Genomic DNA, 19,855 nt, shown 5'->3' with positions numbered 1-19,855 from the left:
ATTTTTTTTTTGGATTAGACTCCGCTCCGCTGGCGCCAAACAGCCTTCGGCCAGCTCAAAAAACCAAAAATATCTGTCGCAGGGGAGCGGGGCGTGAATTTCAAAAAGAACACAATTGCGTTGGCTGTAGGGTCGGCCATCGGCCTGAGCAACGGTGCTTGGGCGGCTGAAGAAGCCGGCAAGATGGAGATCGCTCCAATCACCGTAACCGGTGAAAAGATCGACCGTACCCTTGATAAGACCCAGTCCAGCGTCGTGGTCGTCACCGACAAGAACCTGCGTGAGCACGGCGACAAGGACCTGGTGGATGTGTTTGCCCGCACGCCCGGCGTCTATAGCCAGGCCGGCAATGAGAACTGGGGTATCCGTGGCGTGCCGGTGTCCGGTTTCGACGACCAGGGCCCGGCGGCCCTCAACGGTGCGGTGTCGGTGTATGTCGACGGTGCCGTGCAGCCGAACCGCGCGCTGACCCTCAGCCCGGTCCCGCTCTGGGATGCCGAGCAGGTCGAGGTTTTCCTGGGCCCGCAATCCACCACCCAAGGCCGTAACTCCCTGGCCGGCGCGGTGGTTATCCGAACCAAGAACCCAACGTTCGAACCGAGCTTCTCGGCGCAGACCAACGTGGGCAACTACGGTGAACACGGCGCGGCCGTGGCCGGTGGCGGGGCCATTGTGGATGACAAGATCGCCGGTCGTATCGCCGTGGATTATTCCGACGGTGACGGCTACATCCGCAACACCACGCTCGATAAAGACGCCAACCCGCATCGCACCAGCAACGCCCGCGGTAAATTGCTGATCCTGCCCAATGACGACACTGACGTCTTGCTGACTTATGCCCATAACGAACATCGCCAGGGTGACCGCTCGACGATGCGCGGCGCCGATGGCAAGCCGAGCTATTACGACATCGCGTCCAATACCGAGGCCTTCGACAACCTCAAGCAGGACACCCTCAGCGCCAAGGTGGATTACCGCCTGAACGATGCCTGGTCGCTGACGAGCATGACCGCCAATACCAGCACGGACTACAGCAACCGTTTGGACTTTGACCAGACAGCGGTGGACAACGAGGTCGTTCTGCGTAAGCAGGACGGTAACCTGTTCAGTCAGGAGTTGCGTCTGAATTACGACTCGGACACGGTGAAGAGTTTCGTCGGTGCCTACTATGGCCATAACACCAACGCCTTCCACGACCGGTTGTTGTTCGATGACGTGCTGGTTCGTACCGTCAAAGGTGATACCAAGATTGAAAACAAGGCGGTGTTCGGTGAAGTCAACTGGACGTTCGCGCCGCGTTGGACGTTGATCACCGGCCTGCGTTACGACCACGAGACCAACGATACCGACATTGAGGCAGACGGCCGCTTCGTTCCTGAGAAAATCAAAAAGTCGTTTGATGCCGTACTGCCGAAGCTCGGCATCGACTACGAACTGGCAACGGACCAGTACCTCGGTTTCACGGTGCAGAAGGGCTATCGCGGTGGCGGTGTCAACCTGCGTTCCGGTAGCGGTCACCAAGCCTACGACCCGGAATACACCACCAACTACGAGCTGTCCTATCGTGGTTCGTTCTTCGACAAGACCCTGCGTACTCGCGCCAACCTGTATTACACGGATTGGAAAGATCAGCAGGTCAGCGTGCGCCAAGCCGGTAGCAACGTCATTGATATCTACAACGCTGGTCGCAGTGACATCAAGGGCCTGGAAGTCTTCGTCGAAAAAGACATCACCGAACAGCTGACCCTGAATGTCGGTGGCGCCATTACCGATAGCAAATACAAGGATTTCGTTGCTGACAATGGTCAGGACAGAAGCGGCGAGGCGTTCCTCTACGCGCCTAAATACAAGGCCTCGGTGGGTGGTGTCTATCGCTTCGACGATCGCCTGATCTTCGGCACGGACATTGTCTATCAGAGCACCGCGCCTTCGGAGTACGAGTTCGACGCAAGCGGCAAAGTCACTGGTGAACGTAAGAGCGACGCCTATGTGCTGGTGAATTTCAACACCGAGTACAAAGTCACCAAGAACGTCGCGGTATCCGCCTACGTGAAGAACGCGTTCGACAAGGAATACGTCACCAACAACCGCAACGACGACATCATCGACGTTGGCGCACCGCGCACGGTGGGGATGATCCTGCGCTACGACATGTAAACCCATGGGCGCGGGGAGGCAATCTCCCCGCGCCTGTCCTGCAACATTTCGGATGTTTGTTTCCAGGCTGTTCGTTCCCTTCCAAACCCAGCCTCCATGGAGGAAATCATGAGTGCTTTTTCGAATGTCACAGCAGGTGGCGCGCAACAGCTACGCCTGTTGCACACCGGTCTGTCGAGCCCCTACTGCCTCGACTCGACGCCGCTGCTGGAGCGTCAGCAACAGCAGGAGTCCAACGCCCGCAGTTACCCGCGACGCATTCCTCTGGTGCTTGAAAGGGCCCATGGCATTTATGTGCAGGACAGCCGAGGGCAAGTGTTCGTCGATTGCCTGGCCGGTGCTGGAACCCTGGCCCTGGGGCACAACCACCCGGTGATCGTCGAAGCCATCACCCAGGTCATGGCGGCCGGTGTGCCGATGCATACCCTGGACCTCATGACACCTGTGAAGGACGCATTCGTCCAGGAAATTTTCGCGTGCCTGCCCAGCGAGTTCGCTCGTCACGCGCGCATTCAATTCTGCGGCCCGAGTGGGGCTGATGCGGTCGAGGCCGCGCTCAAGTTGACCCGTACCGCCACCGGGCGGCATTCGGTCCTGGCGTTCGAAGGGGCCTATCACGGGATGACCTTGGGCACGCTGGCCATCAGCGGCAACCTGTCGCCGAAAAATGCCCTGGGCGCGTTGATGCCCGGGGTACAGCGCCTGCCGTTCCCTCACGATTATCGTTGCCCGTTCGGGGTGGCCGGCGATCAAGCGGTCACGTTGAACGTGCGTTACCTCGAACATTTGCTCAACGACCCGGAAAGCGGGGTGACCGCACCGGCGGCGATGATCCTGGAGCCGATCCAGGGCGAGGGCGGAGTGATTGCCGCGCCGGACCGTTGGCTGCAGGAGCTGCGCCGGTTGACCCAGGCCCACAGCATTCCGCTGATCGTCGACGAGATCCAGTGCGGCATTGCCCGCAGCGGCCGGATGTTCGGCTTCGAGCAATCGGGCATCACCCCGGATGTCATCACCCTGTCCAAAGCCATTGGCGGCGGGTTGCCGCTGTCGGTGATGGTCTACCACGAGTCGCTGGACGTCTGGCAGCCGGGTGCCCACGCCGGCACGTTCCGTGGCAATCAGTTGGCGATGGCGGCGGGTACCGCGACCTTGCGCTTCATCCGCGATCAAGGCTTGGTCCAGCACGCCGAAACGGTGGGGGCTCACCTGCAAAAGCAATTGCAGGCACTGCAAAACGAGTTCGCCTGGATCGGCGATGTGCGTGGACGTGGCCTGATGCTCGGCATGGAAATCGTCGACCCGCAGGGCACCCCTGATGTACAGGGTCATCCGCCGGTGGACACGGCCCGGGCCAAGGCTTTCCAACAGGCGTGCTTGAAGCACGGACTGATCGTTGAACTGGGCGGCCGCCACGGCGCGACCGTGCGCTTCCTGCCGCCGTTGATCATCACCGAGCAGGAAATCGATTTCGTCGGGAAAATCCTGTTCCAGGCCGCGAGCACGATCAACGAGCGGCCCGCACGCTGATCATCGGGTTAGGACCGGCGTCCGGTTTGGACGCTGGCCCCGCCTCGAAGCGTAATCAGTAGTCCCAATAGGCCGCAACCCAGCGAAAGGCGTCACCGTCGACCGCCACTCGGCCAACGGAGGGGAACGGCAGGTGAGTGGCGACCAGCAGCTCACCGGACGCCGCCGCTTCTTGCATCAGGCGGACCCGAACGCGGACCGATTCTTCAGGGTCATGTTCAAAGCCGTTGTGCCAGTCGGGGTGGTCGAAGGCGACCGGGAACAAGGCATCGCCGGCGAACGTCAACCGCTCCTCGCCGCAGGTCACGTGGACCACGCTGTGCCCCGGGGTATGGCCGCCGGTGCGCTTGACGACCACGCCCGGCGCGACCTCGTAGGTTTCCTCGAATGTGCACAGTTTGTCGTGGTACTCGTGCATGAATTGCTCGGCGGTGGCGCGCAGCACGTCCGGTACCGGCGAGGGCATGACGGTGTGGGAGAAATCCGGCGCCGCCCAAAACGCTACCTCGATCGCCGCGACATGGATCCGTACGTCCGGACGCAGCCGGTGCTTCACCTCATCGACCAGCAGCCCGCCAATGTGGTCCATGTGCATGTGGGTAATCACCACGTCGGTCACCGAGGCGAGATCGATACCGGCGGCAGCCAGGCGCTTGGGGAACTGCCCGGCCCGTGGGAAACCGGGGAACTGGCCGCCAAGCCCGGCATCCACCAGTATGGTTTGTTCGCCGCTGCGCACCACCAGCACGTTCAGCGCCCAATCGAAGGCGTCCGGGCCCAGGAACATGTCCTTGAACCAAGCCGCGCGGGCGGCTGGGTCGGCATTGGTGGACATCGTCGAGGTCGGCAGCGGCAATACCCCATCGCTGACCACCAGCACGTCGATCTCACCAATCTTCAGCGCATAACGCGAAGGGACCAACTCCTCGTACGCAGTCGCGTGCACGTTCATGTTTGAATCCGGATGCATTCCGTCCTTTGCAGCAGGGGTGTTCAAATGGGTGGTCATGGTCGTTCTCCGATGGCTTGGCTCAGGGACTTGGCGAAAGCCGCCTCGCTCGACATGAGAGAGTAGGGATCGCCTGGAGAATGAGTCTGCATCGCGCCGGACCGCGTTCGATACCATACGTGGGTATGTTGCGCAGGCGCTTTAGCGTGATTGACCCCAGCAAAAGGTATGGGCATTTCAGTGAGCCGGGGAGACGGTGGCACAGGCACCATCTATGCAAACTGACGCACCGCCATCGCGAGCAAGCTCGCTCCCACAGGGGATCTGGGGTGTTCAGGTGTTTTGCATTCAACGCAGGGCCATTGTGGGAGCGAGCTTGCTCGCGATGGCGGCGGCACCGTCAACATCAATGCAAGTTGACACACCGCTTTCGCGAGCAAGCCCACTCCCACAGGGGATCTGGGGTGTTCAGGCGTTTTGCATTCAGCACAGGGCCATTGTGGGAGCGAGCCTGCTCGGATGGCGGCGGCACCGTCAACATCAATGCAAGCTGACACACCGCTTTCGCGAGCAAGCTCGCTCCCACAGGGGATCTGGGGTGTTCAGGTGTTTTGCATTCAGCACAGGGCCATTGTGGGAGCGAGCCTGCTCGCGATGGCGGCGGCACCGTCAACATCAATGCAAGCTGACACACCGCTTTCGCGAGCAAGCCCACTCCCACAGGGGATCTGGGGTGTTCAGGTGTTTTGCATTCAGCACAGGGCCATTGTGGGAGTGAGCTTGCTCGCGATGGCGGCGGCACCGTCAACATCAATGCAAGCTGACACACCGCTTTCGCGAGCAAGCCCACTCCCACAGGGGATCTGGGGTGTTCAGGCGTTTTGCATTCAGCACAGGGCCATTGTGGGAGCGAGCTTGCTCGCGATGGCGGCGGCACCGTCAACATCAATGCAAGCTGACACACCGCTTTCGCGAGCAAGCTCGCTCCCACAGGGGATCTGGGGTGTTCAGGCGTTTTGCATTCAACGCAGGGCCATTGTGGGAGCGAGCTTGCTCGCGACGGCGGCGGCACCGTCAACATCAATGCAAGTTGACACACCGCTTTCGCGAGCAAGCTCGCTCCCACAGGGGATCTGGGGTGTTCAGGCGTTTTGCATTCAGCACAGGGCCATTGTGGGAGTGAGCTTGCTCGCGATGGCGGCGGCACCGTCAACATCAATGCAAGTTGACACACCGCTTTCGCGAGCAAGCCCACTCCCACAGAAAAGCTGGGGGCATGCTTAAGCGGGGTCATTCCAGCGCCTGAACCACCAACGCAGCCGGGAGATCGGTTTACCCTCGGCGTCCAGTGGGCGGCCGTCTTCGGCGTAGGCGTGGGGCGGTTCCAGCAGTTGGCCGTTGAGGTAGCGGGCTTCTACCGCCGGGTTGCCGTTGGGGTGCAGGCGGCGGTAGCGACCGTCGCGCACGCCGTCGCGATAGACCTCGGCTTCGGCCAGTTGCCCGTCGGGGAAGTAGTTGTTCGCCTCACCGTGCAACAACCCGCGGCGGTAGGTGGCCTGGCGTTGCAGGCCGCCTTCGGCCGCGTAGAAGCTCGCCACGCCCTGTAATTTGCCCTTCACGAACGGCAAGACCGCCGAGACCTTGCCATTGGGGTGATACAACGTGCTGGTGCCTTGCAGTTCACCTTGGCTGTAGTTGAGTTTTGCTTGCGGGCGTTGCGCTTCTTCGATCTGCAGTGGGCCGTCGAGCCGGCCATCGACCAGTTCCCCGTCCAGCCGACTGTCACCACGTTCCACATCCAGTCTTTTCGTGGTCATCGTTGTGCCCCTGTCAGTTGACCTTCACCAGGCCACCCTTGATGGTCAGCATGCCGCCGCCGTCCACGGTCTGTTCGGCGGCCGCCTTGTTCACCAGGCTGATGCCGGCGTCGTTGGTGAGGGTGGTTCCGGCCTTGTTTTCCAATGACGTCCCGGCCTGGTTGCTCAGGGCCGTGCCGGCTTTGTGGCTGATGGAGGTGCTGGCCTGGGCCGCCAGGTCCGCGCCGCTCTTGATGGCGAAGCTGCCGCCGCTTTGCAGGGTCAGGGTGCCGCTGACCTTGATGGTCAGGTTGCCATCCACCGTCAGGCTGTAGTTACCGGTGACCTTGTGGTCGTAGTCGCCACCGGTGCTGTGGGTCTGGTCCGAGCCCACGGTGACGGTGCGGGTGTCCTTCACATCGAGGCTGTCGCTGCCGGTCTGGATGGTCACGCTGCGCTTGCCTTTCTCCAGGGTGACGGTTTCGTCGCCATCCTTCACCGTGCGGGTGCGGGCATTCTGCACCGTGAGGGTTTCGTCGTGGCCGACGGTGGCGGTGGTGTCGTTGAGCACGTTGATATTGAAGTCCTTTTGCGCCTGGAGAAACACCTCTTCGGCGTCCTTCTTGTCTTCGAAGCGCAACTCGTTGAAACCACCGCCACCCTTGGACGAGTTGGTCTTGATTCCGGATTGGGTCTGGTTCGCCGGCAGCGCGTAGGGCAGGGCGTTGTCGCCGTTGTAGACGCAACCGGTGACCAGGGGACGATCCGGGTCGCCGTCGATGAAGGTCACGATGACTTCCTGGCCGATGCGCGGCACGAACTGCATGCCAAAGCCTTTGCCGCTCCAAGGCAAGACCACGCGCACCCAGCAGGAGGAAGTCTCGTCGTTCTTGCCGGTGCGGTCCCAGGGGAATTGCAACTTGATCCGGCCGTATTCATCGGTCCAGATTTCTTCGCCGGCCTTGCCCACCACTACGGCCGTCTGGGTGCGCATGCGCGGTTTTGCCGTGACGCGGGCCGGTCGATAAGCCGTGGCCTTGGGGATCGCTTCGAAGCGGTTGCGGTAGCTGTCGTGGCTGGCTTCATGGTTGACCGACGTCACCACCCAATCGATATTCAACGTCGTATCTTCATGGCCGGCGAGGGTGAACCAATACCCTGGCACCAGCCAGCGGCAATCGCTTTCGCCGACAAAACGTTTCTCCTGGCTGCGCAGGCCATCCACTCGCTGCTTGGTCAACGCATCGCCCTGCGCCTTGGCGGTATAGCTGCCCGGATGCTCATACATCGAACTCGGCCCGGCCACGGCTTCGGCCTGGCTGAAGAGCGAGGTGGTCGGCGTGGTGAACTCATAATCGGTGGCCTGGTAAACCCCGGCCACCGCTTGCAGGCACACTTGCCCTGAGCGGATGCCGTGCAGCTCTCGCTCCCCCAGTTTCTGTCCGAGATAATTCACCGTCGGGCCATTGGGGATGGGCACGAAGGCGTCGTTGCTGTCGGCCAGTATCAGTGTGTGCTTGCCGTCTTCATGGCTGAAGAACCAGAAAATCCCGTCTTCCTCCAGCAGGCGCGAGACGAAGGCCAGGTCGGTTTCGCCGTATTGCACGCAGTACTCGCGGGGTGTGTAGCTACCGCTGAGCTTGAGTTGGAAATCGGTGAAACCGTGGGCCTTGAAAATCGTGGTGACGATGTCCGAGGTGGCGAGGTTCTGGAACACGCGGTTGTTGCTGGCCAGGCTCAACCACCAGAGCCAGGGCCGGAGCAAAAGCTGATAACGCTCGGCGGTGGCATCGGCCGGCAGTTGGCGAATCTCGGCCACCAGCCAATCCAGCGGGCGCAGCAAGGCGTCCTGGTGCAGCGTGGTGGTCACATGGCTGGCGACGGCCGTCGTGAGGTCCAGCGAGGCGCCGTCGTTGATGCCGTTGAGGGTGTGCGAGCCCAAGGCGTTGAGGCGTTCTTCGCCGGACAGCGAATCGGGGTACAGCGCCGACAGCGAGCTGGCGGTGAGGGAAAGGGTGGTGTTGCTGTCGGTGGAGCGGGGCATCAAGCGTCCTCGGCAGGGCGTGGAAAACGGCGACCGTTGTCGTTCAGCTCGTCACATCGAAGAGGATGGGGCGGTGATCGGGGCCGGACATATCGAACACCTGGGCAAGCCCGGTGATGTCGACCGGCACGACCTTCACGTCCGCCGATGCCAGAACCCAGTCGAGAATGCCGCCCTTGCTCTGGGTCTGCTGGCCGTTCCAACACTCATAGGCAAGCCCCGCCGTATCGAGCTGTCCGACGTTTTGATAATCCAGATTAAGGTCACCTGTCGCGACCCATTTACCGCCCAGGGCCGTACAGGATTTGAGCTGGCTCTTGGTCACGCCATTCTGGCCGGACTTGAAGTGTGCGAGGAACACGTAGCCGGTATAACCCTTCACACCGTTGGCCTCCACCGCAATCAAGTCCCTGTTCAGGGTAAACAGGCTGCCCTGGCTGATCACTTGCAATTGCTCAAAGCTCTTGACCATGACGATGTAGGCGTTCGAGTAGCCGCCAGTAAACGCATGGACACTGTAGTTCTTGTAGATGGCCGCCAGGTTTGAGCGGTAGTTGTCGATTTGTGCCGAATGTATTTCGCACAAAAAAATGATGTCCGCGTCCCAGTAGTTACTGGAGCAACAGTTGTAGAGAAAGATATCCACCTGGGTTTGCTTTTCCAGGGTGGAAGACTTGCCGTTTTTTTCAACGTTGAAGCTGCCGATTCTCATGAGTCCTGTACTCCTTACTCCAGTACCCACTCCGCCAATTTTCCCGTCACCTGCGTCATCAACACATTCTCGACGTCCCGTGCCCCCGCCGCGCTGCATTTGGCCAACACGGCCTTGACGATCCCGGCATCGAACTCGAACTGTTTGCCGGTCGCGGCCTTGTAGCGCCCGCGCAATTTCTCCAACTTCGCCAGCACGATGCCTTCCAGCGTCGCTTCATCCAGCGGCCGGTACGCGACCACCGTCATGCGCGCCAGGAACGCCGGGCGGAACGCTTGCAGCAGCACCTTGTGCAAGGCTTCGTTGAAGTCGTCGCTGCCCACTTGCGCCACTGGCGTGTCCAGCAGCAGTTCGGCGCCGACGTTGCTGGTGGCGAGCATCACGGTGTTCTTGAAGTCCACCACCAGGCCGGTGCCGTCTTCCATCAGGCCTTTGTCGAAGACGTTGTAGAAGGCTTCGAGCACGTCCGGGTGGGCCTTTTCGATTTCATCCAGCAACACCACGGAGTAGGGTTTGCGCCGCACCGCTTCGGTGAGCACGCCGCCGCTGCCGTAGCCGACGTAGCCGGGCGGGGCGCCTTTGAGTTGGCTGACGGTGTGGGCTTCCTGGTACTCCGAGAGGTTGATACTGATCAGGTTGCGTTCACCACCGTACAGAGCATCGGCCAAGGCGTAGGCGGTTTCGGTCTTGCCCACGCCGGTGGGCCCCACCAGCAGGAACACGCCGACCGGTTTCTGTGGGTCGGTGAGGCCGGCGCGGTAGGCTTGCAGGCGTTGGGCGATGGTGTTCAGGGCCGTGCCCTGGCCCATCACCCGCTGGCCCATGCGCTGGCCGAGGGTGCGCACGGCGTGGGCTTCGTCGGCGAGCATCTTGCCGACTGGGATGCCGGTCCAGCCGGCGATCACCGCGGCGACGGTCTTGCTGTCCACCTGTTCGGGCACCAGCGGATCGTCCTGGCGAATGGCATCGAGGCCGGCTTCCAGGCGCAGCAGCTCGGCGGCCAGGTGGTCGATGCGGTTATCGATCTCGGTGTCGGCTTTTTCACTGTCGGCACGTTCGCTCAGGGCGAGCAGTTCGCGCCGGGTGTCGAGCAGTTCGCGCACCGCTTCGCGCTCTTCGCCCCAACGGGTTTCCAGCTCGCGGATGGCTTGTACGTTGCTGGTCGATTCGCTCTCCAGCAGGGTGATGCGTTCGCGGTGATCGAGCCCGGTGGCCTGTTCGCGACGCAGGCGTTCAACTTCATCCTTGAGGCTGTTCTGCCGGTGGCGCAGGCTTTCCAGCGGCGGCGGTACGTCGTGCTGGCCGAGGGCGACTCGGGCGCAGGCGGTGTCGAGCACGCTGATGGCTTTGTCCGGCAACTGGCGCCCGGAGATGTAGCGGTGGGACAGCTTCACTGCCTCGTGGATGGCGGCATCCAACACCTGCACGCCGTGGTGCTGCTCCAGTTTGCTCGCCACGCCACGGAGCATTTCCACGGCGGTGAGTTCGTCCGGCTCTTCGACTTGCACCAACTGGAAGCGGCGGGCCAGGGCGGGGTCTTTCTCGAAATATTTTTTATATTCCAGCCAGGTGGTGGCGGCCAGAGTGCGCAGTTCGCCCCGGGCCAGGGCCGGCTTGAGCAGATTGGCCGCGTCGCTGCCGCCTTCTGCACCGCCCGCACCGATCAGCGTGTGGGCCTCGTCGATGAACAGGATGATCGGTTTTTCGGCGTTGCGTACCGCATCGATGACGCCCTTGAGGCGTTGCTCGAACTCACCCTTGACGCCCGCGCCGGCCTGCAACAGGCCCAGGTCCAAGACGCGCAGGGTGACTTCCTGCAACGATGGCGGCACATCCCCGGCGGCGATACGCAGGGCCAGGCCTTCCACCACGGCGGTCTTGCCGACGCCCGGCGCGCCCACCAGGATCGGGTTGTTCTGCCGGCGTCGGAGCAGGATGTCGATGCACTGGCGAATTTCCCCATCGCGGCCGACGATGGGGTCGATGCGGCCGTCCCGGGCGTCGGCGGTCAGGTCCTGGGTGTACTGGTCGAGCACCGGGTCCTGTTTCTGTGGTGCCTCGCCGGGTTTGGCCGAGCGCACGCCACCGACATGCTCGCGGGAGCTTTCGGTCCATTCCAAGAGATGGGCGCGCAGGGCGTCGCGAGGAATGCGCAGCAGCGACGAGGCGCTGTTGAGCAGCAGGCTGCGGCGTTCATCACGGTCCAGCAGTGCCAGGAGCAACAGCCCGGAGCGGATGCTCTCCAGACCCAGCACACTGGCCTGGACCACGGCGTCTTCCAACAGGCCGATGGTCTGCGCCGACAGGGCGGGTGTACGAGTGCTGCCGGACTTGAACAGGTCCAGGGCCTTGTTGGTTTCCGCGGCCACCGCGTCACGCTCCAGGCCGAAACGCGGCAGCAGGCAGGCGAAGTCACCGCCTTCGATGTCGAGCAACTCCAGCAGCAGGTGTTCGATTTCCACATAGTGATGGCTGCGCTGCATGCAGCGTTGCGCGGCCCGTTCCAGGGCGCGGCGGTTGTCCGGGTTGAGGCGCCCGATCAGGCTGGCCAGTTCCATTTCAGGCGATCTCCGGCTGACGAAGGCGGGTTTCGATCCGTTGCACGGCCAGGCTCGACTGGCGTTGCAGGCCGCCGTTCCAGTTCAGCCGTGGCGCTGCCTGACGGCCCAGTTGCAGCGGGCCGGCGCCGCGGACCAGCAGCACCAGGGTGCAATCCAGGTCAGGGCCGAAATACAGGGCGTAAAGGCTGGCGAGCAGCGGATGAGTCTCGCCGGTGGGCAGCAATCCGCTGGCCTGGGCCGTGCTCAGTGGGCCGAGGGTCAGGCGCACGCCGGCGTGTTCGTCCCAGACCCGGGTGCCGGCCACCGCGTTGCGGCCCAGGCGCAGGTTGCGTCCGCCCGGTTGCAAGCGGCTACGGCTGGCCGGTGGGATTTCACGCCAGCCCCCTTCATAGGCACTCAGCTCCACGGGCAAGCCGAACTGTTCACGGACAATCGCCGCGAACCCGTCCAGGGAGCGCCGGCCATCGGCGTACAGCGCGGTGCAGGCCAGGACCGCCGAGTCGGGCGCGGCCTGGCGTTCCTGCAAGGCCTTGGGCAGCAGGCCGGTCAACGCGCGCAGTTGCGCGTGTACGGCGGACGCGCCTGGGGCGGTGAAACCGAGGGCGATGCGATGCTTGCGCATCACCTTGTAAAGCAGGCTGAGCAGGCGATGCTGGAATAGGTCGAGGAATTCCGCCGGGGCATGATCCTTCGCCCGCGCCCGTTGTTGCAGCCATTCCTGGTAGGCGTAGGGCAACGGGCCGTCCGGGCCGCCGAGGCCGAAGATCGGTGTGATCAAGGTCGGTGGCAGACCGGGTTCCTGGCTCAGGCTCTCGACTTCACTGGCGGCGAACAGCGGCGTCAAGGGCCCGCGCAGGCGCAAGGCTTCGGCGTGCGGCGCGGTGCCGCTGCCCAAGGGTTCGGCCTGGGGGTGTTCGCGTTCGAGCAACAGCAAGGCCTGGAGCCATTCGAAGCGTTGCGGGTCGCGCCGCAATCGCTCGTTCAGGTTCAGAGCACCAGGGGTTTGCCGGCTTGGGGTTGCCATGTCTTCACCTCCTTGTCGGACTGGACCAGTACGGTGCGCACGAAGCGATTGGCGGTGGCATAAAGGGAAAAGAACTGCGCCAGTACGCCGGAAAAGAGCACGGCGCTACTGCCGACAAAGTGTTGCGGATCCAGTTGCAGGCGTACCTCCAGGCCGTTTCGCCAGCCGCGCCAGGCGTCTTCGCCGACATGGGCGATGACGCGGTCGCAGCTCAGCCCCGATACTCCTTCGATCTGGCGATGGGCGCTGGCCTCGTCCCGCAGGTTGTGCAATTGGAGAATCTCGCGCAGTGCGTCCAATGCCTGGGGGCCCTCGACCAATGACAGATGGTTGAGGGTCAATTGCGACACCAGCCGCCAGCGCGATTCACCGTCCAGGCGCGGCAAGCTTTGCGGGCTGGGTGGGTTGCGCAAGCGCGCCCAGGCCACCGGCCCCGGACGCTCGAAACCCAGCGGCGTACCGGCCGGCAGGCTTTGGGCCAGGTGGCGGTTGGTGCACAGCAGTTCGGCGGTGAGGCTGTAGTCGCGGGTGTCGGCCAGCGGGTCGAACTGGGTGTCCACCAGGCTGACCATCACGTCGGTGCCCAGCCGGTTCGGGCTCATGCCGCTGACCCGGCGCGCATGCCAGTAGCAGGTTTGGTCGTTGCCATGCTGGCTGCCGTAGTAGGCCGGCACTTTGCGCACGCCCTGGCCGGAGATGGCGCGCATGCCCCGGATGCTATGGATCTCGACGCTGTTTTCCCGATGACTGTCGGCCACCAGCCGGTACTCGCTGCGGGTGCCGTCCGGGCGCAGGGGTTCGGACGTTCGGGGGAACAGGTTGATCACCGGGGTGCAGCCCAGGGCAATGTCGCTGGCCTGGAGCGGCAGGCGGCTGGTGGGGGCACGGTCGAACACGATGTACAGGTACAAGGACTGGCTGTCGCTGGTGGCGCCGGCCAGGGGCAGGTCGAAGAAGCTGAATTTATCCGGGAAGGCAAAGTATTCGGCCAGCAGGCGCATGCCAGGGTGCACGCCGTCCTCGTCCGGCAGCAAGACCTGATCGCTGGCGAAGCCGACGATCTGCGGCAGGCCAGCCAGTGGCTCGGGTACGCTGCCCGGCGCGCCGGCCAGGACCTTGATGGCGTGAGCGCCCAGCAAATCGTATAGCCCGGCGTTGATCATCGGTGACGCCGCCAGGTGCACCCGTAGCGAGTCGATCCCCAGCGTCGACCACTGGCTTTCCCCCAGGCAACGCAGTTCCAGGCGCAAGGCCGAGCGGGCCTGGACCACCCCGGTCAGCGCCTGGGCTTCATCACTGCCCAACAGCAGTGCTTCGCCGATGTGTACTGGCCACAGATGCACGGCGGCCGTAGTGCGAAAATGAATGCTCTGGCCTGTGTCGGTGGTGACGAACAGCGGCGTGTCGCGAGGCAGCGGATAGCCCTCGTTCAAGTTGCCTTTGCTCGGGTCGGGCTCGAACTGCACGATGGCGCAGGACGGCAAGGGCCGCATGGCCAACGGGTAAAGCTGTTCGAGCAGGGCATCGCTGAATTCGGCGTAGTCGTCATCCAGCCGCCGTTGCAAGCGCGCGGCCAGTAGGGCGAACCCTTCCAGCAGGCGCTCGACGTGGGGGTCGGGGCATTCGCCGGGAGACAACGCCAGGCGCCGGGCGACCTTGGGGTAACGCTCGGCGAACAGGCTCCCGGCGTGGCGCAACCAGGTCAGCTCGCGTTGGTAATAGTCCAGCAGTTGCGGATCAATCGAGTCGCTCATGGCGTACCTCCAGGCCGTCGCCGGCGGGCTCGATAACAAAGGCCACGGGCCAGGCGTGCAGGTCGCCGCGCAGCTCGCCCGACAACCGTATGCACAGTTGCTGCGGCTGGCCCGGCACAGGGCAGACCTCGACCTCACCCAGGCGCAGGCGCGGTTCGAAGTGGGTGATGGCCTGGCGAATTTCCCGGGTCAGTTGACGGCGGTCATCGCTGCGCTGCTGTTGCAGCGCGGTCCAGTCGGCGATGCCATAGTCCAGGATGCTCGGTGGTTCGGTCAGTGCCCGTGGGCCACGACGGGTATTGAACAGGCGCGACAGTTCGGCATGCACCGAGTCTTGCAACGCCTGTCGGTCGAACGCCCGCCCGGGATCGTCCGCCAGGCTGGACAGGCGTTCGAACAGGGGCGGGCGCAGCCCGAAGCCAGCCATGGGCGCGGCTGCCTTACTTGGTCATTTTGTTGGCGGCCAGGTCCCAGGTCGTGCCCGCCGTGCCTTCCTTGGTACCGTCGTCTTTCTGCGCGGTGAGCTCCCATTTGATTTTGGTGAAGTTCAGCGACAGGGTTTCCACTGGCTTGCCGCCAGTGCCGCCGCTGACACTGACGTTGGACAGCACGACGTTGGTCAGGGTGTAGATGATGAACGGCATGAGTTTGCCGCTGCCTTCGGCGGCGTTGCGGCCGATGGTGATGACGGCTTGCGGGATTGGCTTGCCGGCGCAGCAATACTCATTGAGGGTGGGGGTGGAGCTGTCGACGAATTTGGTCAGGGTGAATTCGCCGATGTGGGGCCGGCCGGAGGTGCGTTCCGAGTTGCTGACGTCGTTGGTGACCTGCATTGCCACGTTATGGCTGTAGGACATGACCTCGATCTTGTCCGTGAACCCTTCCAACAGGCTGTCGCCCTTGATGTCGCCGCCGAGGTCGAGAATGATTGCATCCATTGTGTGGAACTCCTGAAGTCGAGTGGATTGTTACCCGATACCGATCCGTTAAAGACGAACGCCGAACCTGTGGCGAGGGGATTTATCCCCGTTGGGCTGCGCAGCAGCCCTAAGCAGTCAGCTCAACTTGCCTGACACACCGGGTTGCTGGTATTCAGGGCCGCTTCGCGCCCCAACGGGGATAAATCCCCTCGCCACAACAAGCCCTCTCGCCATAGGTTTTTATTGATCAGGCCGCCACTGGTGGCGGCAGGGTCGCCACCAGGCGGATCGAGGCAGTCAGTTCCTCCAGCTGGAAGTGCGGCCGCAGGAACACCGTGGCCTTGTAGGCGCCGGGCTTGCCGGCCACTTCCGTCACGTCCACCCGTGCTTCACGCAATGGGTACTGCGCCTTGATCTCTTGCGGCGCGTTGTCGTTGATCAGCACATAGTCGGCGATCCAGTTGTTGAGGTAGGTCTGCACGTTGTCGCGGGTCATGAAACTGCCGACCTTGTCGCGCATGATCACCTTCAGATAATGGGCGAAACGCGAAGCCGCCAGCACATACGGCAACATCGCCGAGATCCGCGCGTTGGCGTTGGCCTCGTTGGTGTTGTAGAGCTTGGCCTTGTTGGTGGTCTGGCCGCCGAAGAACACCGCCACGTCGCTGTTTTTCTTGTGGCACAAGGAGATGAAGCCCAGATCGTTGAGCTCTTTTTCACGACGGTCGGTGATCGCCACTTCGGTCGGGCATTTGAGCGACAGGTCCCCGGAACTGGTGCGGAAGGTGTGGGCCGGCAGGCCTTCGACCGCGCCACCGCCTTCGGCCCCGCGAATCGCCGCGCACCAGCCATATTTGGCGAAAGCTTCGGTGATCCGTTGCGCCAGCGTCCAGGCGGCATTGCCCCACAGGTATTTGCTGTGGTCGGTGCCGTTGACGTCTTCGACGTAGTTGATGCCTTCCACCGGCAGCGTGTCCGGACCGTACGGCAGGCGCAGCAGGAAGTGCGGCAACACCAGGGACACGTAGCGCGAGTCTTCGCTTTCGCGAAAGGCGCGCCACTTGATCAGTTCCTGGCTCTCGAAAATCTTCGACAGGTCTCGGGGGATCGCCAGTTCGGTGAAGCTGGTCATGTCGAACAACCGCGGGCTGGCGGCGGCAATGAACGGGGCGTGCGCGGCGGCGGCGACGTTCGAGAGTTTTTCCAGCAGGCCGATGTCCTGCGGATGCCGGCCAAAGGTGTAGTCGCCCACCAGCAGGCTGAACGGGTGCCCGCCGAAGGTGCCGTATTCTTCCTCGTAGATCTTCTTGAACAGCGCGCTTTGGTCGAATTCGACGGCTTTTTCCAGGTCGTTCTGCAGTTCTTTCTGCGTGACGTTGAGCAGGCGCAATTTCAGCCGGGTGCTGGTTTCGGTGTTCTGCACCAGCAAGTGCAGGCCGCGCCAGGAGGCTTCGAGTTTTTGCAGGTCGGGGTGGTGCAGCACTTCGTTGAGCTGGGCGCTGATCAACTCGTCGATCTGGCTGATGCGGTCGTTGATCATTGCCACCGTGTCCTTGTCGATGGCCATGCCTTCGTCGAGGACCTGGGTAGCGAATTCGGCCAGCATGTCGCGGGCGTAGTCTTGCTGGCTGTCGTCGTGGGCCATGCGGCCTTCGGCGATGATCTTGTCCAGCAAGGACAGGGTCTGGGTCGTGCTCTCGCTGGTTTGAGCGCTGGATGAAGCAGGCATGGCGTTATCTCTCCCTTGAATGATGCGCGCGATCAGGCCTGTGGTTCGGCCGGGGCAGGGTCATCGTTGGCGGCGACGGTCGGCAGCTCTTGCGTGGCGTCCTGGGGCCGGGCCGACTTGATCTCCTGCAGACCTTCGGTGTTGGCGATCACGTCACGCAGCAATTTGTCCAGGTCATCGTTGCCGTCGAGCTTGGTCAGCAAGTCCCGCAGGCGTTGGCGCGCTTCGAACAACCGGCGCAATGGCGTGACCTGCTCGACGACCTTGACCGGGTCGAAGTCGTCGATGTGGCGGAAGTTGAGCTCGATGTTGAGCTTGCTGTCGTCGCCGCTGAGGGTGTTGTTCACCTGCAGCGTGGCTCGGGGGGAGATGGAGGCGAGCACCTCATTGAAATTGTCCCGATCGATTTCCGTGAAGCGCCGCTCGGCGAGCTTGGGCAGCGGATCCAACGGCTTGCCCGAGAGGTCGGCCAGAATGCCGACGACTAGTGGCAATTCTTTTTTCTCGATGGCGTTGCCGATTTCCACGTCATAGGTGATCTGGACGCGGGGAGGGCGGACTCTGTCGAGCTTGTGCTGGGTACTTTCTGCCATGGCGGCCGACTCCGATGCATGTAGGAAGCAATGCATCGGGCGGCCCGCTCATCGCATTCCCTTGCTGATCCGCAGGTTGCAAATGGAGGGCAGAAAACCTGTCATTCCCTTGACGAACCTGGTCCATTCGACCGTGCTGGTCGAACTATCCAAGACGCTAGAACAGGTCTATAAAAATGCAAGCGAAAACAATTTTTGACCGCTGAGAAAAGGAAGATTCATTTTGCGTGTCTTTTTTTCCGGATTTTTTTTGAGCCTGACGCTCACCGGTTGCTCGCTTTTTGCCCCCAGTGTCGATCTGGACAGCCTGACCCTGGACGTCGCGCCCCGGGCCAATGACGACACGCCGATCGCGGTGGATTTCATCGCGGTGAACGACCCGGACCTGCTCAAGCAGCTGTCAGGCATCACCGCCAGCCAATGGTTTGCCGAGCGCGAACAGTTCCAGCGCGACTATCGTCAACTCATGGCGGTGTGGGGGCTGGAGCTGGTGCCGGGGCAATTCATCGACCGCCAACCCTTCCCATTGGAGGGCCGGCGCGCCGCTGGACTTTTGGTCTTCGCCAGCTATAACACTCCCGGAGCGCACCGGCTTCGGCTGGACGATCAGCGCAAGGCCTGGCTGAAGTTCGACAGTCGCGAGATGACCCTCGTCAACGATGGCCAGCGCGACGACAGTCAACCTTGAGTAAACCGCGGGCCGCCCTGCGCGGCGACACTGGGATGTCGAAGGGAGTCGTATGAGTCTGTTACCTGACGCGGTGTGCTGGCATGAGGGCATGCAATTGCTGCCCCAGCATTTTCAACTGCAAGGGCTGCGTGCCGAGGCCCTGGCCGCGCATTTCGCCGGCGCCTGCAATCCTTGGTTCTGGGGCGTCAGCCAGTTGGAAGTCGACCCGTCGGCCCTCAGCGCCGGGCAGGTACGGCTGCTGCAACTGCAAGGCACCTTGCCGGACGGCTTGCCGGTCAACCTGCAGGCGGGCGTCGGGCCGTCCCTGGAGCTGGACATCACCGAGGCCATCGACAAGACCGCCGATGCCACCGTGACCATTTACCTCGCCGTCAGCCCCCCTGTGGCGCGCCGGGCAACTGCTGCCACTCAAGGGCCGTTTGCAATCGGTGGTCGGCGAGGCGTTGCCGGACCTGACCAGCGGTGAATTTCCCGAGTCGATCACCGTCTGGCGACCCAATCCGAGGCTGTGCACGCAATTGAGCAAAGCCGATTCGATCTGCCTGCCGCTGCTGCGCATCCGCAAGGAGGGCGGTGGTTTCTGGCGCGTGCCCTACACGCCACCGACGCCAATCCTGTTGCCGGAGTCGGCCCTCGGTCGACGGGTCGCCGGGGTGTGTGCCCGGGCCCGGGAAAAATGCATGTTTCTCGCCGGTCGCTTGCGTCAGGCCCCAGGCGGCCGGCAACCAGGACGATGCCATGGAGATCCGTCGGCAGTTGACCGCCTTGTGGGCCCGCTTGCCGGAAGTCGAGGGCGCACTGAACACCCGCGTGGCGACGCCCCAGGCACTCTACGGTTTGCTGCTGGGGCTGGCCGGGAGCTGGTCGGCCCTCGATCCGTTGGCGGGCGTCCCGGCCTTCGCACCGCTGGATTTCCTTGAGTTGCAGCGGGGCTACGAGCCGTTGCTGGACTGGCTGGAAACCACCCTGGAACTGGTTCGCGCCGGCTATCGCAGCCTGGCCTTCGAGCGCAACGAACAGGTCTTCTCGATCCAGTTGCCGGACGATCAGCCGGATCAACGCCTGGTGATCGGTCTGCGCATGCCCAACGGTGCCAGCGAGCAAGCGGCGGCCGACTGGTTGCGCGGGGCGATCATCGCGTCGGCGCGGCACGTACCGCTGCTGAGCCGGCAACGCATGAGCGGTTTGCCCCATCAGGCCATGAGCCGCAACGAACAGGTGGCCTACAGCGTCGGCGACGACACCCGTTTGTTCGTGGTGGCTGCCAGCGGGCAATGGTTCGACGGGCAGTTGCCTCTGCACATCGTGGCGCCGGCATCGGCCCAGGCCAGCAGCCCGTGGCAAGTGGTGTTGTTCGTGGCGCAAGCCAGTGAAAGTGCCTGATCGCAAAAGGGG

The 19,855-nt window shown here is 62.9% G+C and carries 14 protein-coding genes and 1 pseudogene; 4 read left to right on the top strand and 11 right to left on the bottom strand.

Annotated elements, in window-relative coordinates:
• The first annotated feature begins 93 nt into the window (after positions 1-93).
• Positions 94-2,157 (top strand): TonB-dependent receptor, encoded by a 2,064-nt coding sequence (locus PSH84_RS20815; protein ID WP_305467293.1) that lies wholly within the window; start codon positions 94-96, stop codon positions 2,155-2,157.
• 108 nt (positions 2,158-2,265) lie between these two features.
• Positions 2,266-3,687, top strand: coding sequence for a diaminobutyrate--2-oxoglutarate transaminase (locus PSH84_RS20810; protein ID WP_305481712.1), 1,422 nt, complete (start codon positions 2,266-2,268; stop codon positions 3,685-3,687).
• A 55-nt stretch (positions 3,688-3,742) separates the two neighbouring features.
• On the opposite strand, the gene PSH84_RS20805 is transcribed toward PSH84_RS20810, so the two are convergent.
• From PSH84_RS20805 to tssB, 11 genes are all read right to left on the bottom strand, one after another.
• Positions 3,743-4,696 carry an MBL fold metallo-hydrolase gene (locus tag PSH84_RS20805; RefSeq protein WP_122565669.1) on the bottom strand — a complete coding sequence of 318 codons (954 nt, stop codon included), beginning with the start codon at positions 4,694-4,696 and terminating at the stop codon, positions 3,743-3,745.
• A gap of 1,220 nt (positions 4,697-5,916) precedes the next feature.
• Positions 5,917-6,453: a toxin-antitoxin system YwqK family antitoxin gene (locus tag PSH84_RS20800; RefSeq protein ID WP_122565667.1), complete on the bottom strand. Its 537-nt coding sequence runs from the start codon at positions 6,451-6,453 to the stop codon at positions 5,917-5,919.
• A gap of 13 nt (positions 6,454-6,466) precedes the next feature.
• Positions 6,467-8,476 carry a type VI secretion system tip protein TssI/VgrG gene (gene tssI, locus PSH84_RS20795; RefSeq protein ID WP_305481711.1) on the bottom strand — a complete coding sequence of 670 codons (2,010 nt, stop codon included), beginning with the start codon at positions 8,474-8,476 and terminating at the stop codon, positions 6,467-6,469.
• Positions 8,477-8,519: 43 nt separating this feature from the next.
• Complete coding sequence (locus PSH84_RS20790) at positions 8,520-9,188, bottom strand: endonuclease/exonuclease/phosphatase family protein (protein WP_122565665.1); 669 nt, start codon at positions 9,186-9,188, stop codon at positions 8,520-8,522.
• A 14-nt stretch (positions 9,189-9,202) separates the two neighbouring features.
• On the bottom strand, positions 9,203-11,746 hold the full coding sequence (tssH, locus tag PSH84_RS20785; RefSeq protein ID WP_122565664.1) for a type VI secretion system ATPase TssH: 2,544 nt from the start codon (positions 11,744-11,746) through the stop codon (positions 9,203-9,205).
• Position 11,747: 1 nt separating this feature from the next.
• Positions 11,748-12,773: a type VI secretion system baseplate subunit TssG gene (tssG, locus tag PSH84_RS20780; RefSeq protein ID WP_305481710.1), complete on the bottom strand. Its 1,026-nt coding sequence runs from the start codon at positions 12,771-12,773 to the stop codon at positions 11,748-11,750.
• Positions 12,737-14,527 carry a type VI secretion system baseplate subunit TssF gene (tssF, locus tag PSH84_RS20775; RefSeq protein WP_122565662.1) on the bottom strand — a complete coding sequence of 597 codons (1,791 nt, stop codon included), beginning with the start codon at positions 14,525-14,527 and terminating at the stop codon, positions 12,737-12,739. The genes tssG and tssF overlap by 37 nt, the downstream gene beginning before the upstream one ends.
• Positions 14,511-14,954, bottom strand: a complete 444-nt coding sequence (gene tssE / locus PSH84_RS20770) for a type VI secretion system baseplate subunit TssE (protein WP_122565661.1) — start codon at positions 14,952-14,954, stop codon at positions 14,511-14,513. Before tssE ends, tssF begins: the two co-directional genes overlap by 17 nt.
• 13 nt (positions 14,955-14,967) lie before the next feature.
• Complete coding sequence (locus PSH84_RS20765; RefSeq protein ID WP_046063980.1) at positions 14,968-15,465, bottom strand: Hcp family type VI secretion system effector; 498 nt, start codon at positions 15,463-15,465, stop codon at positions 14,968-14,970.
• Positions 15,466-15,694: 229 nt separating this feature from the next.
• Positions 15,695-17,176, bottom strand: coding sequence for a type VI secretion system contractile sheath large subunit (tssC, locus tag PSH84_RS20760; RefSeq protein WP_030142660.1), 1,482 nt, complete (start codon positions 17,174-17,176; stop codon positions 15,695-15,697).
• Between the two features lie 32 nt (positions 17,177-17,208).
• The gene (tssB, locus tag PSH84_RS20755; protein WP_122565660.1) at positions 17,209-17,769 is read right to left on the bottom strand and encodes a type VI secretion system contractile sheath small subunit; all 561 of its coding nucleotides are present in this window, start codon (positions 17,767-17,769) and stop codon (positions 17,209-17,211) included.
• A gap of 223 nt (positions 17,770-17,992) precedes the next feature.
• On the opposite strand from tssB, the gene PSH84_RS20750 reads away from it, so the two are divergent.
• Both PSH84_RS20750 and tssK read left to right on the top strand, forming a co-directional pair.
• Positions 17,993-18,457 carry a type VI secretion protein gene (locus tag PSH84_RS20750; protein ID WP_122565658.1) on the top strand — a complete coding sequence of 155 codons (465 nt, stop codon included), beginning with the start codon at positions 17,993-17,995 and terminating at the stop codon, positions 18,455-18,457.
• A 52-nt stretch (positions 18,458-18,509) separates the two neighbouring features.
• Positions 18,510-19,843, top strand: a pseudogene (tssK, locus tag PSH84_RS20745) (type VI secretion system baseplate subunit TssK).
• The last annotated feature ends 12 nt before the right edge of the window (positions 19,844-19,855 follow it).

The organism is Pseudomonas beijingensis (genome assembly GCF_030687295.1).
Lineage (GTDB): Bacteria > Pseudomonadota > Gammaproteobacteria > Pseudomonadales > Pseudomonadaceae > Aquipseudomonas > Aquipseudomonas beijingensis.
The sequence above is the reverse complement of the archived record's forward strand: the minus strand, read 5'-3'. Positions and strand labels throughout refer to the sequence as shown.

Bases quoted from the DNA above. Each gene is read 5' to 3' on its own strand.
- PSH84_RS20800 (WP_122565667.1), bottom strand. From the start codon at position 6,453: ATGACCACGAAAAGACTGGATGTGGAACGTGGTGACAGTCGGCTGGAC.
- tssF (WP_122565662.1), bottom strand. From the start codon at position 14,527: ATGAGCGACTCGATTGATCCGCAACTGCTGGACTATTACCAACGCGAG.
- tssE (WP_122565661.1), bottom strand. From the start codon at position 14,954: ATGGCTGGCTTCGGGCTGCGCCCGCCCCTGTTCGAACGCCTGTCCAGC.
- PSH84_RS20790 (WP_122565665.1), bottom strand. From the start codon at position 9,188: ATGAGAATCGGCAGCTTCAACGTTGAAAAAAACGGCAAGTCTTCCACC.
- tssB (WP_122565660.1), bottom strand. From the start codon at position 17,769: ATGGCAGAAAGTACCCAGCACAAGCTCGACAGAGTCCGCCCTCCCCGC.
- PSH84_RS20765 (WP_046063980.1), bottom strand. From the start codon at position 15,465: ATGGATGCAATCATTCTCGACCTCGGCGGCGACATCAAGGGCGACAGC.
- tssC (WP_030142660.1), bottom strand. From the start codon at position 17,176: ATGCCTGCTTCATCCAGCGCTCAAACCAGCGAGAGCACGACCCAGACC.
- PSH84_RS20805 (WP_122565669.1), bottom strand. From the start codon at position 4,696: ATGACCACCCATTTGAACACCCCTGCTGCAAAGGACGGAATGCATCCG.
- tssH (WP_122565664.1), bottom strand. From the start codon at position 11,746: ATGGAACTGGCCAGCCTGATCGGGCGCCTCAACCCGGACAACCGCCGC.
- tssG (WP_305481710.1), bottom strand. From the start codon at position 12,773: ATGGCAACCCCAAGCCGGCAAACCCCTGGTGCTCTGAACCTGAACGAG.
- tssI (WP_305481711.1), bottom strand. From the start codon at position 8,476: ATGCCCCGCTCCACCGACAGCAACACCACCCTTTCCCTCACCGCCAGC.
- PSH84_RS20810 (WP_305481712.1), top strand. From the start codon at position 2,266: ATGAGTGCTTTTTCGAATGTCACAGCAGGTGGCGCGCAACAGCTACGC.